General features: G+C 68.4%; 15 protein-coding genes. 4 read left to right on the forward strand and 11 right to left on the reverse strand.

Annotated elements, in window-relative coordinates; all coding sequences use genetic code 11:
- The first annotated feature begins 17 nt into the window (after positions 1-17).
- Entirely contained in the window at positions 18-878 is an 861-nt protein-coding gene (locus shn_RS19555; protein ID WP_064332709.1) for a LysR family transcriptional regulator, read from the forward strand.
- On the opposite strand, the gene cobM is transcribed toward shn_RS19555, so the two are convergent.
- Both cobM and cbiE read right to left on the reverse strand, forming a co-directional pair.
- Positions 875-1,639, reverse strand: a complete 765-nt coding sequence (gene cobM / locus shn_RS19560) for a precorrin-4 C(11)-methyltransferase (RefSeq protein WP_064331906.1) — start codon at positions 1,637-1,639, stop codon at positions 875-877. The genes shn_RS19555 and cobM overlap by 4 nt on opposite strands.
- Entirely contained in the window at positions 1,636-2,898 is a 1,263-nt protein-coding gene (cbiE, locus tag shn_RS19565; protein ID WP_245337326.1) for a precorrin-6y C5,15-methyltransferase (decarboxylating) subunit CbiE, read from the reverse strand. The genes cobM and cbiE overlap by 4 nt, the downstream gene beginning before the upstream one ends.
- On the opposite strand from cbiE, the gene shn_RS19570 reads away from it, so the two are divergent.
- Positions 2,891-3,661 carry a cobalt-precorrin-6A reductase gene (locus shn_RS19570; RefSeq protein ID WP_064331908.1) on the forward strand — a complete coding sequence of 257 codons (771 nt, stop codon included), beginning with the start codon at positions 2,891-2,893 and terminating at the stop codon, positions 3,659-3,661. The genes cbiE and shn_RS19570 overlap by 8 nt on opposite strands.
- Here the strand turns inward: shn_RS19570 and shn_RS19575 are convergent.
- From shn_RS19575 to shn_RS19600, 6 genes are all read right to left on the reverse strand, one after another.
- On the reverse strand, positions 3,625-4,389 hold the full coding sequence (locus shn_RS19575; RefSeq protein WP_064331909.1) for a precorrin-3B C(17)-methyltransferase: 765 nt from the start codon (positions 4,387-4,389) through the stop codon (positions 3,625-3,627). The two genes, shn_RS19570 and shn_RS19575, sit on opposite strands and share 37 nt — an antisense overlap.
- Positions 4,386-5,123 (reverse strand): precorrin-2 C(20)-methyltransferase, encoded by a 738-nt coding sequence (locus shn_RS19580; RefSeq protein WP_064331910.1) that lies wholly within the window; start codon positions 5,121-5,123, stop codon positions 4,386-4,388. The genes shn_RS19575 and shn_RS19580 overlap by 4 nt, the downstream gene beginning before the upstream one ends.
- A 2-nt stretch (positions 5,124-5,125) precedes the next feature.
- A complete protein-coding gene (locus shn_RS19585; protein WP_064331911.1) occupies positions 5,126-5,758 on the reverse strand; it encodes a precorrin-8X methylmutase in 633 nt (210 codons plus the stop codon).
- A complete protein-coding gene (gene cobG / locus shn_RS19590; RefSeq protein ID WP_064331912.1) occupies positions 5,755-7,104 on the reverse strand; it encodes a precorrin-3B synthase in 1,350 nt (449 codons plus the stop codon). Before cobG ends, shn_RS19585 begins: the two co-directional genes overlap by 4 nt.
- Complete coding sequence (cobF, locus tag shn_RS19595) at positions 7,101-7,880, reverse strand: precorrin-6A synthase (deacetylating) (RefSeq protein WP_064331913.1); 780 nt, start codon at positions 7,878-7,880, stop codon at positions 7,101-7,103. Before cobF ends, cobG begins: the two co-directional genes overlap by 4 nt.
- A 127-nt stretch (positions 7,881-8,007) precedes the next feature.
- Positions 8,008-8,829, reverse strand: coding sequence for a helix-turn-helix domain-containing protein (locus shn_RS19600; protein ID WP_064331914.1), 822 nt, complete (start codon positions 8,827-8,829; stop codon positions 8,008-8,010).
- Positions 8,830-8,940: 111 nt separating this feature from the next.
- Here shn_RS19600 and shn_RS19605 point away from each other — a divergent pair, with 111 nt between their 5' ends.
- Complete coding sequence (locus shn_RS19605) at positions 8,941-10,140, forward strand: MFS transporter (RefSeq protein WP_064332710.1); 1,200 nt, start codon at positions 8,941-8,943, stop codon at positions 10,138-10,140.
- A 48-nt stretch (positions 10,141-10,188) separates the two neighbouring features.
- Here shn_RS19605 and purU read toward each other — a convergent pair whose 3' ends face one another.
- Positions 10,189-11,073: a formyltetrahydrofolate deformylase gene (gene purU, locus shn_RS19610; protein ID WP_064331915.1), complete on the reverse strand. Its 885-nt coding sequence runs from the start codon at positions 11,071-11,073 to the stop codon at positions 10,189-10,191.
- Positions 11,074-11,441: 368 nt separating this feature from the next.
- Between purU and shn_RS19615 the strand changes: the two genes are divergently transcribed.
- Entirely contained in the window at positions 11,442-12,626 is a 1,185-nt protein-coding gene (locus shn_RS19615; protein ID WP_064331916.1) for a hypothetical protein, read from the forward strand.
- Between the two features lie 4 nt (positions 12,627-12,630).
- On the opposite strand, the gene shn_RS19620 is transcribed toward shn_RS19615, so the two are convergent.
- Positions 12,631-13,644, reverse strand: a complete 1,014-nt coding sequence (locus shn_RS19620; RefSeq protein WP_064331917.1) for a succinylglutamate desuccinylase/aspartoacylase family protein — start codon at positions 13,642-13,644, stop codon at positions 12,631-12,633.
- 25 nt (positions 13,645-13,669) lie between these two features.
- A complete protein-coding gene (locus shn_RS19625; protein WP_023514656.1) occupies positions 13,670-14,014 on the reverse strand; it encodes a RidA family protein in 345 nt (114 codons plus the stop codon).
- Positions 14,015-14,020: the final 6 nt, after the last annotated feature.

Consider the following 14,020-nt stretch of genomic DNA (forward strand, 5'->3'; position numbering starts at 1 on the left):
ACTGGATCGAACAGATGATGACGCTGGAACAGCTCCGGATCTTCGTCGCCGTGGCGGAACGAGAGCATCTGACGAAGGCCGCCGATGCGCTGAACCTAACACCCTCGGCCGTCAGCTCGGCGATCCGCGTGCTGGAGGAGCGCTACGGCATCGCGCTGTTCCATCGCACGGGGCGGCGGATCGAGCTGACCGAGACGGGCGAGGCCTTCCTGCCGGAGGCGCGGGCCACGCTGGCACGGGCAGGCAGCGCGGACCTCTTCCTCACCGAGATCGGCGGCCTGAAACGCGGCACGCTGACGCTCGCCGCCAGCCAGACCGTCGCCGGCTACTGGTTGCCGCCGCGTCTCATGCGCTTCCGCGACGCCTATGCGGCGATCGATATCCGCCTGACCGGCGGCAATACCGACGAGGCTGCCGAGGCGGTTCTCGACGGACGGGCGGAGCTCGGTTTCGTCGAAGGCGAGATCGACCATCCCGCCCTCGCCCAGCGCATCATTGCGCGCGACCGGGTGGTCATCGTCGCGCCATCGGACCATCCGCTCGCCGGCAAGCCCGGCATCGATGCGGAGGATCTGGCCGCCGCCCGCTGGGTGCTGCGCGAGCCGGGCTCGGGCACGCGGCGCGCCCTGACGGCGGCGCTGCCCGAGGAGGCGCTGGACATCGCGCTTTCCCTGCCCTCCAACGAGGCCGTGCGCAGTGCCGTGCTCGCCGGGCAGGCGCTGACGGCGGTCTCCGAATTCGTCGTGGAGGACGACCTTGCCGCCGGCCGCATGGCCCGCATCGCCTTCGACCTGCCGGAGCGCGCCTTCCGCCTGCTCCGCCACAAGGAGCGCTACCGCTCAAGGGCCTCGCTCGCCTTCGAAGCCCTATTGGCCTAAAGCCCGTCGCGTCCCCGGAACCGGCGCTGGTAGGCGGGATCATAGAGCGAGCTTTCGCGAAAATCCTCCGCGCCAAGCGTGCGGCCGACGAAGATCAGCGCCGTGCGCTCGATCGGCTCCTCGGCTACCTTCGCCACGATATCGGCCAGCGTGCCGCGCACCACGCGCTCATCGGGCCAGGAGGCCTTGACCACGATCGCCACCGGGCAATCCGCGCCATAGAGCGGCGTCAGGTCCATGACGACCTTGTCCAGCGCGTGGATGGCAAGATGGATCGCCAGCGTCGCCCCCGTCGCGCCGAAATTCTTGAGCGTCTCGCGGTTCGGCATCGGCGAGGCGCGGCCGGAAACCCGGGTGAGCACGAGGCTCTGCGCGACGGCGGGAATGGTGAGCTCGCGGCCGAGCGCGGCGGCGGCGGCGGCAAAGGAGGGCACGCCCGGCGTCAGCGTATAGGCAAGCCCGTGCTTTTCCAGCCGACGAATCTGCTCGGCGACGGCGCTCCAGACGGAGAGATCGCCGGAATGCAGCCGTGCCACATCCTCGCCCGCGGCGGCGGCGCGCAGATATTCCGCCTCGATCTCGTCGAGCGACATCGGCGCCGTATCGACGATGCGCGCACCCGGCGGGCAATATTGCAGAAGCTCCGGCGACACGATGGAGCCGGCATAGAGGCAGACCGGGCAGACGCCGATGAGATCACGGCCGCGCACGGTGATGAGATCGGCAGCGCCGGGGCCGGCGCCGATGAAGTGAACGGTCATTCCTCGTCCTCGATAGGTTGCGCCGGTTTCAGCCAGGCCCACTGCGTGACCGGCATGGCCGGCCGCCAGCCCGTCATCTGCCCGACGGGCGATGCGCGCGCGATGTCGATCCGGATCAGCGAACCGCCGAGCCGGGCATGCTGGGCAAGGAGCACGGCTTCCATTTCCGTCGTCACCGCATTGGCGACAAGCCGGCCGCCCGGCTTCAGGCCGTCGATCGCCGCCGGCATGACGCCCGCCTCGCTGCCGCCGCCGCCGATGAAGATCGCGTCCGGCGCGGCCAGTCCGGCAAGCGCCTCCGGCGCCGCCCCCTCGACCACGGCAAGGCCCGGCACGCCGAAGCGCCCGGCATTGCGGCGGATGCGGGCAGCGCGCTCCGCATGGCCCTCGATGGCGATGGCCCGGAGCGATGGGTCGGCCAGCATCCATTCGATGCCGATCGAGCCCGAGCCGGCGCCGATATCCCAGAGAAGCTCGCCGCGGCGCGGCGCAAGGGCCGAGAGCGTCAGCGCACGGACCTCGCGCTTGGTGATCTGGCCGTCATGCTCGAACAGCCCGTCGTCGAGGCCCGGCGTACAGGCGAGCACCCGCGCGCCATCTCCGGCGGCAACCTCCACCGCGCAGACATTCAGCATGTCGGCCCCGTCGAGGGCGAACCGACCGGCCTGATGGTGGCTCACCCGCTCCCGCGCGCCGCCGAGCGCCTCGAGCACGGTCAGCGCCGAGCCGCCAAAACCGCTTTCCGCCAGCAGCGCGGCAAGCGCCGCCGGCCCGTCGCCGTCCGAGGTCAGCGCCAGGATACGGCAACCGGGATGCAGGTGCGGGCGGATGAGATCGGCGGGACGGCCGTGCAGCGAAACGCAGACCGTGTCCTGCAGGGCCCAGCCCATGCGCGATGCGGCAAGGCTGAAGGCGGAGGGCGCCGGGAAGACGCGCATCTCCGCCCGCGCGATGCGCCGGGAAAGCGTGACGCCGACGCCGTAGAAGAACGGATCGCCCGAGGCGAGCACGACGACAGGCCGGCCCCGCGCGGCCAGAACCGCCTCCACGGAGCGCTCGAAGGGGCTGAGCCAGCCGTGGCGCGCGCCGCGGATCGCCGCATCGGCAAGTGCCAGGTGCCGCGCGCCGCCGAAGACGATTTCGGCGCGACCGATCGCGGTCTTGGCCTCGTCGCCGAGACCCGCTAGACCGTCTTCGCCGATCCCGACGATGGAAAGCCAGGGGGCGGCTGTCGAAAGGGGCTGATCAGGCGTGGACAAGCGACGCATCCTCATCTTGGGCGGCACGGCGGAGGCGCGCGACCTTGCCGGTGCGCTCGCCGGCAGGACCGATCTTGCCGTCACGCTGTCGCTCGCCGGCCGCACGCTCGATCCCGCGCCGCAGCCCGTGCCCGTCCGCACCGGCGGCTTCGGCGGCGTCGAGGGGCTTTCGACCTATCTTTGCGAGAATTCCATCGATCTCCTGATCGACGCGACGCATCCCTTCGCCCGGCAGATCTCCGCCAATGCCCGCGCCGCCAGCGCGGCGACCGGCCTCCCGCTGCTGCGGCTGGAGCGGCGCGGCTGGGATGCGGTGGAGGGCGACCGCTGGACATGTGTCGCCACGGTGACCGAGGCCGTCAGCGCGCTCGGCGAAACGCCGCGCCGGGTGTTCCTTGCCATCGGCCGCCAGGAGGCGAAGGCCTTCGACGCCGCGCCGCAGCACTACTATCTCGTGCGCAGCGTCGATCCCGTCGATCCGCCGCTTGCCGCCCCCGACGTCGCCTACCTGCTCGCCCGCGGCCCGTTTGCCGTGGAAGCGGAGGTCGAACTTCTGCGCGACCATCGCATCGATGTCGTCGTCAGCAAGAATTCCGGCGGCGACGCCACCTATGGCAAGATCGTCGCCGCGCGCATTCTCGGCCTGCCCGTCGTTCTGGTCGAGCGGGCGGAAGCGCGCGATAGCCACCACGCGGGAACCGTCGAGGATGCGGTGCGGCTCGCCGATCATCTCGTCGGCTCTTCGAGGAAGCGCGGCGTATAGACGAGGTCCGGCAGGCCCGGGCGGGAAATGACGCGCGTGGCCGGCGAGCCGATGACGACGCAGGTCGCCATGTCGGCACGCTCCGCCTCGGCCTCGCCGAGCGGCATGACCAGCATGCGCTCGTCCGGCCGGCCCGCGGCGCGGCCGAAGATGACGGGTGTTGCGGCCGGCAGCGTCCCGCGCAGGATCTCGAAGGCCCGGCCGAGCTGCCAGGGCCGCGCCTTGCTGATCGGATTGTAGAGCGCGATCACAAGGCCGGCCCCGGACACGAGGCGCAACCGCGTCTCGATGACTTCCCAGGGTTTCAGGTTGTCGGACAGCGAGATGGCGCAGAAATCGTGACCAAGCGGCGCGCCGATGCGCGCGGCGACCGCCAGCATGGCGGTGACGCCGGGCACGATGGTGAGATCCACCCTCTTCCATTCGTCCGGCCCCGCATCGATCGCCTCGCAGACGGCAGCCGCCATGGCGAAGACGCCGGGATCGCCGCCCGAGACGACGCAGACATCGACACCCTCGGCCGCCCGTCTCAGCGCGGCCTCGGCCCGGTTCAGCTCTTCACGGTTGTCGGAGGCGACCTTGATCTGGTCCGGCCGGAGGTTCAGCCGGTCGATATAGGGAAAATAGCCGAAGAATTCGCGCGAGGCCTCGACCGCCTGCCGTGCTTCCGGCGTCATCTGGTCCGGATTGCCCGGCCCGGTGCCGATCACGAAAAGCCGGCCCGTCATGCGCGGCCGCTCCAGCCCGGCACGAGGACCAGCGAGAAATAGGGCGCGGTGTCGTCGAGCTTTTCGGAAAGCCGCATGGACCGGCTGGCCGGCATGGTGCCGCGCTCGACATAGATCGCCTCGCCGAGCCGGCCGGCGCTCGCCAGCGCCCGGCGGATCTTCGGCAGATTGCGGCCGACCTTCATGATGACGGCGGCCTCGGTGTCGACGAGGCGGCGCGACAGTTCCGCCTCGCCCATCGTGCCCGGCAGCACGGAGAGCACGTCGTCGCCCTGCACGATCGGCAGCCCCGACAGTGACCAGCAGCCGGACATGGCGGTGATGCCGGGAATGACCTCGGTCGGGAAGCGATCGGCGAGCCGCACATGCAGGTGCATGTAGGAGCCGTAGAACATCGGATCGCCTTCCGAGAGGATGGCGACCGTGCGGCCGGCGGCAAGGTGCTGCGCGACGGCGGCCGCCGAGGCATCGTAGAAGGCCGTGATCTGGCGCTTGTATTCGTCGTGGTCCTTGTCGATTTCCGTCGTCACCGGATAGTAGAGCGGCAGCTCCGCCATGCCGGGCTTCAACAGGCCCTCGACGATCGCCCGTCCATTGCCCGCGCGGCCGGCCTTGGCGAAATAGGCGAGCACATCCGCCTCGCCGATCGCCCGCACCGCCTTCAAGGTCAGGAGTTCCGGATCGCCCGGTCCCGTACCCACGCCATAAAGTCGTCCCGTCACCGTCGCCACCATGTTCACAGTCCCGGCCTCGCCAGCGAATTGAGCGCCGCCGCCGTCATGGCGCTGCCGCCGAGGCGCCCGCGCACGATGGCGAAGGGCACGCCGTAGGAATTCTCGGCGAGCGCATCCTTGGATTCCGCGGCGCCGACGAAGCCAACCGGCATGCCGAGGATCGCCGCCGGTTTCGGCGCGCCATCTCTTAGGAGTTCGAGCAGGTAGAACAGCGCCGTCGGCGCATTGCCGATGGCGACGACAGAGCCGGCGAGGCGATCGAGCCAGAGGCGGATGGCCGCGGCCGAGCGCGTGTTGCCGATGTCCCGGGCGATGTCGGGCGTGCGCGGATCGCGCAGCATGCAGAGCACGTCGTTGCCGGCCGGCAGCCGGGCGGCGGTAACGCCCCGCGCGACCATCTCGGCATCGCAGAAGATCGGCGCGCCGGCCTGGAGCGCACCACGCGCCGCCGTGACGAAACCGGGAGAGAAGACGAAATGCGCCGCCGCCTCGACGAGGCCGGCGGCATGGATCATGCGCACCGCGACATCCGACTCCTCTTCGGAAAAGCGCGAGAGATCGGCTTCCGCGCGGATGATCGCGAAGGATTTCTCATAGATGGCCGTGCCATCCTTGATGTAGTCGTAATCGGTCATTGTTGGCCTTGATAAGCGGAAACAAGAGTGGCGGGCGCGGTGCGGTCGATGAGGTTTCCGGCCGTCTCGCCCTCTGCACGGCGCGCGCGCAGGAGGGCACCGAGACGGGTGAGAGCGGGCCGCAGCGCATCGGCGGGCAGGATCGCCGCGGCGGCATCGCCCGCGCGTCCACCAAGAATAAGGCCGACACCGGCGGCGGTGCCGCACAACGTGACGGCGGCGGCGGCCGGATGGGCGCAGCCCTTCGGGCAACCGGAGACATGCACGTCGAAGGAGCCGTCCAGGAGATCGCCCGCCTCCGCCACAAGGGCATCGGCGACGGCATGGGTATCGAAGCTGGCCGCGGCGCAACCGGCGGCGCCGGCGCAGACGGAGACGGCCCGTCCGGGCGCATCCTGCGTGCTCCAGACGCGTTCCCGCATCGCGCAGGCCTGCGCGGCGGCAAGCATCTGCGCACGGAGCCCGCGCACCAGCAGCGTGTGGTGCGGCGCAAGGCGGAATTCCGTCGCACCGCAGCCGGCAAGCGCGCGCACCAGCGCGGCAAGCCGGTCGGCATGGATCTGGCCATAGGCCGGGGCAAGCCCCAGCACCGTTTCGGTGCCGATCCGGTGCGCGCCGAGCGGATGAACGGGCGAACCGGTGGAAAGCGGCGGAGCCGGATCCGCACCGAGCGCGGCCGCCAGCAGCACGGGATCGAGATCCCGCGCCCGCGCCGCCGGCCCGATGGCGGCAAGGGCGGCGGCGACCGTCATCACGCCCTCGACAGCCCTTTCGCCGGGCAGCAGCGCAACGGCCCGCGCCGTGGCGCGATCGCCGCCGACGGAAAGCCGCCAGGCGAGGCCCTGTGCACCGGCGACGGCGTCGAGCCGGATATCGGCGACCATGTCGGCAAGGGAAAGCACGCCCCCGCCATCGACGACGACGGCAAGCTTGGGCGCCAGAGAAAGGGCGGCATCGGCAAGGGCCGCGCGCAGCGCATCGGCAAACGGCAAGGCATCGGCAAGCTCGGCCGGGTCGATGCCGGTAAGCGGCGGCACCTCGATGGCGACGCCCGTCTGCGGGGTAATGCCGGCCGCGGCAAGGCCGGCGGCAAGATGCGGAACGGAGGCTTCGGTGAGGCCGCGAAGCTGGAGATTGCCGCGCGCGGTGATCTCGATGAGGCCGTTGCCGTGCGCCCGTGCCAGATCGGCAAGGGCGAGGAGGTCTTGTGCCGTCAGGGCCGTCGCGACGGGGCGCAGGCGCACCAGAAGGCCGTCGCCGGTCCGCATCGGGGCGGCAATGGAGGGGCAGGCGCCGCGTCGCAACGTGCCGGTCTCGCCCGGGGGCAATACGCAGGTCGCCGTCATGCCGCGCCCTCCTCCGCCTCGGGTGCCGGGCGGCGGATCAGGTAGGTGTCCATGATCCAGCCGTGCGCCGCGCGCGCCTTGCGGCGCGTCTCGCTGATGGTGTCGGCGATATCGGCAAGCCGGCCGGACAGCAGGATCTCGTGCGGCGTACCGAGATAGGCGCCCCACCAGATGTCCGCCTCCGGGTCCTCCACCCTGCGGAAGGCCTCGACGCCGTCGAGCATGACGAGCGCATCGCGCGCGGCGCCCGGCCAGGCCTCGGCGAGGCGGCGGCCGGTGGTGATCTCGACGGGCAGGCCGATGCGGTTGAGCGTGATGGCATGGCTGGCGCAGAGCGCCTGGACGCTGGTGATGCCCGGAATGACCTCGATCTCGAAGGCGACGCGGCCGGCCGTGCGTACATGATCGACGATGCGCAGCGTGCTGTCATAGAGCATCGGATCGCCCCAGACGAGCAGGCCGAGCGTCTCGTCCTCGCCGACGTCATCTAGAAGGGTGCGTTCGTAGATAGTGGCGATGGCACGGTGCCAGTCGTTGACACCGTCCTCGTAGCTGCCGTCGGCGCGGCGCACCGGCACGGCATAATCGAGGATGCGGCAGCGCGCATTCTCGAGGAACCGGTCGCAGATCTCGCGGCGCGCATCGGCCAGAAAGGCCTTTTCGTCGCCCTTCGTCGGAATGAGCAGCACATCCGCCCGGTTCAGCGCACCCACCGCCTGAACGGTCATGTGCTCGGGATTGCCCGCGCCGATCCCGATGACCAGTATCTTTCTCAAAGTCCGTCTCCCGTGCGACCCCGCGCTCCCGGTTCGCGGCCCGACTTGGGTCCCGCACCCCTTCCTAATCCCAAAAGCCGGCGGAAAACAGTCCCCGGATCGCGTCCTTTGCCGGTCTTTTTGAGACTCAGGCGGCCGCGCGGCTGGTCAGATAGGCGCGCGGCGAGGTCCCCAGCATGCGCTTGAACATGGTGGTGAAGGCCGGCACGCTCTCATAACCGGCATCGAGCGCCACGCGCGTCACCGGCTCGCCGGCGGCAAGGCGCGGCAGGCAGGCGAAAAGACAGGCCTGCTGGCGCCAGGTGACGAAGCTGACGCCCGTCTCCTGCCGGAAGAAGCGCGTGAAGGTGCGCCGGCTCATGTTCAAGCGCCATGCCCAATCATCGATCTTGGCGACCGGCGAGGGCTGTTCGACGAAATCCCGGCAGAGTTCGGCCAGCCGGCCGCTTGCCGGAAAGGGCAGGCCGAGCCGGCGCTCCGGCAGGCGGCCGATCTCGTCGAGCAGCAGCGCCATGACGAGTTCGCTGCGCCCGCGATCCTCCGCCAGATCGTCCTGCCGGACGGTTTCCGTGATGAGCTGGCGGGCAAGGTCCGTCACCTCCAGCACGGTGGGCACCAGCGAGGCGGCCCGGCCCTCCGGCGAATAGATATAGACCGAGCGCATGCTGACATCGCTGAGCATCTCGACGGAATGTTCGAGACCGCGCGGGATGAGCAGCGCATGGCCGGGCGGGATCATCCAGCGCCCGCGCTCCGTCCCCACCAGCACCACGCCGGCGAAGACGCACAGGAACTGCGTGCGGCGATGGCGGTGCGGCGGCACCGTATAGCCGCCCGGAATCTCCGAACTGTGGACCAGGACATCCGTATTCGCCTGTTCCATGCGGGAAAGGTTGCGGATGTGGTCGTCATCGAGCGCCTTGCGGCGCTCATCGGTCAGTTTTTCCATCTTTGGCCCACTCGCGTAAGAAATGGACCTCAGCACGAAAGCAGGCCGCTGGCAATCCCTGTATGGGAAGCAGCCATGACGCGGAATTCGCGCGTATCATTCGAGGCCATCATGTCGACAGTCGTTCCCGCGGCGCCCCGCAGCGCTGCCACCACCACCTATTCCATCATCGTCGCCGTCAGCGCCTGCCACATGCTGAACGACATCATGCAGTCGCTGCTGACGTCGCTCTACCCGCTGCTGAAGGAAAACTACGCGCTCGATTTCGTGCAGATCGGCCTTCTGACCATGGCCTTCCAGGTGACGGCCTCGCTGCTGCAGCCGGCCGTCGGCATCGTGACGGACCGCTGGCCGATGCCCTTCTCGCTGCCGGTCGGCATGGGCAGCACATTCGTCGGCCTCATCATGCTCGCCTATGCGCACAGCTTCCCGGTTCTGGTCTTCGGCGCCTGCCTGATCGGCCTCGGCTCGGCGATCTTCCATCCGGAATCCTCGCGCGTCGCCCGCCTTGCCTCCGGCGGCCGCCACGGGCTTGCACAGTCGATGTTCCAGGTCGGCGGCAATGCCGGCACGGCGATCGGGCCGCTGCTCGCCGCCTTCATCGTGCTGCCCTTCGGCCAGACGAGCGTCGCCTGGTTCTCGGTGGTCGCGCTCCTCGGCATGGTCATCCTCAGCTGGGTCGGCAACTGGTATGCCGGCGAGCGGCGCCTGGCCGCCGGCCGGCCGGCCGTCAGCCGCGCGCTGCCGCTGCCGCGCGGAAAGGTCGCCTGGGCGCTTGCCGTTCTGGTTCTGCTGACGACGACGAAGAACGCCTATCTCGCCAGCATATCGAGCTATTTCACCTTCTATACGATCGAGAATTTCGGCCTTGGCGTGCGCGATGCGCAGCTCATGCTGTTCCTCTTCCTCGGTGCCTCGGCACTCGGCGTGTTCATGGGCGGGCCGATCGGCGACCGGTTCGGCGCGCGCTTCGTCATCTGGTTCTCGATCCTCGGCGTCATCCCCTTCGCGCTGATGCTGCCCTATGCGAACCTGTTCTGGACGGGCGTGCTGACGGTGCTGATCGGGCTGATCTTCTCCTCCGCCTTCTCCGCCATCGTCGTCTTCGCGCAGGAGCTGATCCCGGGCCGCGTCGGCATGATCGCCGGCATCTTCTTCGGCTTCGCCTTCGGGGCGGGCGGCCTCGGCGCGGCGGTGCTCGGCATCTTCGCCGACAGCCACGGCATCAACTTCGTCTACCAGATCTGCTCCTACATGCCGCTGCTCGGCATTCTGACGATCTTCCTGCCCCGCCTGCCGGGACAACATTGAGACGAAACTGAAAAGGCCGGCGTTTTCGCCGGCCTTTTTGTTCGGGGATCAGCCCATTCGCTCGGACTTGTAGGAACCCGGGCTCGGCGGGAAGACGATGGTCTTGTTGCCGTTCATGAAGACGCGGTGGTGGATGTGCGCATGCACGGCACGGGCGAGAACCTGGCTCTCCACGTCGCGGCCGATCGAGACATAATCTTCCGCCGACTGCGCATGGGTGATGCGCGCGACGTCCTGCTCGATGATCGGGCCTTCGTCGAGATCCTCGGTGACATAGTGTGCCGTCGCGCCGATCAGCTTCACGCCGCGCTCGAAAGCCTGCTTGTAGGGGTTGGCCCCCTTGAAGGACGGCAGGAACGAGTGGTGGATGTTGATGATGCGGCCCGACATCTTCTTGCAGACGGCATCCGACAGGACCTGCATGTAGCGGGCAAGAACGATCAGCTCGGCGCCGGACTGTTCTACCACTTCCATCAGCCGCGCCTCGGCCTGCGGCTTGTTCTCCTTCGTCACCTTGATGTGGTGGAAGGGGATGTCGTGGTTGACGATGACCTTCTGGTAATCGAAATGATTGGAGACCACGCCGACGATGTCGATCGGCAGCGCACCGATCTTCCAGCGGTAGAGCAGGTCGTTGAGGCAATGGCCGAAGCGCGAGACCATCAGCAGCACCTTCATGCGCTCGTCGCTGTCGTTGAAGCGGTATGTCATGCCGAAGGGCTTGGCGACCGGGGCGAAACCGGCCTTGATGTCCTCCTCCGACACGCCTTCCTGGGAAAGGAAGGTCAGGCGCATGAAGAACAGGCCCGTCTCCAGGTCGTCGAACTGCGACGAGTCGGAGATGTAACACCCCTTTTCGGCGAGGTAGCCGGTGATCGCGGCGACGATGCCGCGGGTCGATTGGCAGGATACGGTCAGGACGTGGCTTTTCATCGGTTCGTTTCTCGCGTTCGGCCGGTGCAGGGGCAAAGCACCGGCGATCCCCTTGTCTGCGGGCCGCACTCACGGCTTGGCGCATATTTCAGGCCGCTTGCCTCTGCGCAAGCCCTGCAATGGCCAGAAGCTACGCCGGCTCTTGCAAGGAATCCCTCCGGTTCGCGACATCCAATGCGTCGAAACTGCCAAGTGGGGCCTTCACGGCCCGCTCCACCGGTTCCGCGCCGTCACGCATGATCCGGCCTGACGGGGACGGCGAACGAATCTTTCAGCGATGCAAGGCCGCCCGTGACGGACAAAAATCCGTCTAGACACTATTATGGACACATGTTCTATAAAATGGACAGATTCGCCGGGAGCACGCCATGCATCTTTCCATGTGGACCTATCCCTGGGACATCCAGGACCAGGGATTGGAGGCGCTTGCCGCCGATCTTTCCGGCCGCGCCGGCCTCAACACGGTGAGCCTTGCGACCGCCTACCATGCCGGCCGCTTCCTCCAGCCGCGCAGCCCGCAACAGAAGGCCTATTTCCCGGAAGACGGCACCGTTTATTTCCGGCCGGACGAAGCGCTGTGGCAGGGCAAGGAAATCCGCCCCCTGATGGCGCAGAACGTCACTGACCGCGGCGACATGCTGGACGCCCTGACCAAAGCGCGCGCGACGACCGGCCTTGCCGTCTCCTGCTGGACGGTCTGCCTGCACAACACCCGCCTCGGCATGCTGCATCCCGACCATGTGACCCGCAACGCCTTCGGCAATGCCAACCATTACAACCTCTGCCCCTCCAGCCCGGCGGCGCGCGATTATGTCGTTACGCTGGTCCGCGACATAACGGTGAACCACAGGCCGGACATGCTGGAGCTGGAAAGCCCCAACTTCATGGGCTTCGCCCACGAATACCACCATGAGAAGGACGGCGTCGGCCTCAATGCCGAGGACGATTTCCTCCTGTCGCTCTGCTTCTGCGACCATTGCGCCGCCCGCGCCCGGAAGGCCGGCGTGCCGGTGGACGGCGCCCAAGAAACGGTGGCGCGCTTCATCGCCGAACTGTGCGAGCGCGCGGTGCCGGAAAAGCAGTTCCCCGATTTCCCCGCCGCCGGCATCGATGCCTTCCGCGATCACCCCGACCTGCACGCCTTCCTCGCCTGGCGCACCGAGCCGGTGACGAGCCTGATCGGCGAGATCAAGGCGGCCGCCGACCCGGCGACGCGCATCGTGCTGATCGACCTGAAGGACGGCTGGCTCGGCGGCGTCGACCTCGAAGCGGTCGGGAAGCTCTGCGACGGCGCGATCCTCTGCTGCTACGACATGGCGCCGGAGGCCGTCGGCGACGTCATCCGCACCGGCCGGGCGATGCTCGGCCCGGACAAGTTCCTGGGTCTGGGACTGCGCGTCTTCTATCCCGAGGTCGATGGCCCGGCCATCCTTTCCGCCCGTGCGAAGGCCGCCGTCGAGGCCGGTGCCGACGGCGTGAACTTCTACAATTACGGGCTCATTCCGGCAAAGCGCCTCGACTGGGTGAAGGAAACCGTCAGCGCGATCACCTGAGGTCTCAACCGTCGATCGGCTCGGCGACCTGGATCAGGCAGTCGCCGGCCTGGCTGTCGCAATGCAGCCGATGCGAGATGACGATGCCGCTTTCGGCAAAACGCAGCTCCTCCTCCGGCTGCTCCAGCCGTTCGAGATCATGATACCAGCCGGCAAGATCGCCCGCAGAGACGGTCGCGCCGAGCGGCACGGCGGGCTCGAACCAGCCGCGCCGGTCCGCATGGATGCCCTGGCTGTGTCGCGACAGCGACAGGAGCTGCAGGGCCGGTGGGGCGGCAAGCGGCACGCGCGACAGCACCGGCGCATCCGCAATGCCGAGTGCCATGAGCAGCCGGTCGATCGCCGCCGCCGTGAACGCCATGCTCTCCGGCGTCACCGTGCCGCCGCCGCCGAATTCGCCGGAAAGGCCGATCGTGCCGGCCCGTCCCGCCGCGCCCATGGAGGTCGGCGCCGCCGGTCCGTTATCGGCGATGAAGGCATGCGCGGCGCCCATTGCCCGCATCAGCGCGACCGAGCGCGCAAAGCGCGCGGCATCCGCCTGCCGCTCGATCAGCGTGCAGGGCAGATGCGCCATGGAGGTGCCGCCCGAATGCAGGTCGAGCACCGCGTCATGGCGCGGGAAGAGATCGTGTTCGAGGAAATGCGCCAGCCGCGCCGTGGGCGTGCCGGCCGGATCACCGGGAAAGGCGCGGTTGAGATTGCCGCCGTCGAAGGGCGAGCAGCGCTTCGCCGCCATCACCGCCGGCAGGTTGGCCATCGGCAGGATGGTGACGGCGCCGCGGATTTTCGTGATGTCGAGCCGGCGCATCAGCCGCCCGAGCTGGAGCTCACCCTCGTATTCGTCGCCGTGATTGCCCGCCATCAGCAGCAGGCTCGGCCCCTCGCCGTTCTTCAGCCGCAGGATGGGGATGCGGATCTGGTAATAGGGCGAGCGGTCGACCGAATAGGGGATGGCGAGATGCCCGGCCTGCCGGCCGTCCCGGGAAAGATCGATCGGATTGACGAGGCCGCTGTGCATGGTGGCTCCAGTTCGGGCGCGGATGTCAGAGCGCGGCGACGGCGGTCATTTCGACGCGCAGGTCCGGATCGGCAAGGCGGGCCTCGACGCAGGCGCGGGCCGGCGGGTTCTCCGGGTCGATCCAGGCATCGTAGACACCGTTCATCGCCTCGAAATCGACGATCGCCGGCAGGAAGACATTGACGGCGAGCAGTTTCGAGCGATCCGTGCCGGCTTCCTTCAGAAGGGCGTCGATCTTGCCGAGCACGTCGCGCGTCTGGTCCTCGAGGCCAGCCTTGCGGTTTTCCGCGACCTGGCCGGCAATATAGACGAGCCCGCCATAGCTGACGGCCTGGCTCATGCGCGAACCCTTCTGGTAACGCTGGATCATGGGGTA

Origin of the sequence: Shinella sp. HZN7, assembly GCF_001652565.1 — a bacterium.
GTDB classification, from domain to species: Bacteria; Pseudomonadota; Alphaproteobacteria; order Rhizobiales; family Rhizobiaceae; genus Shinella; species Shinella granuli.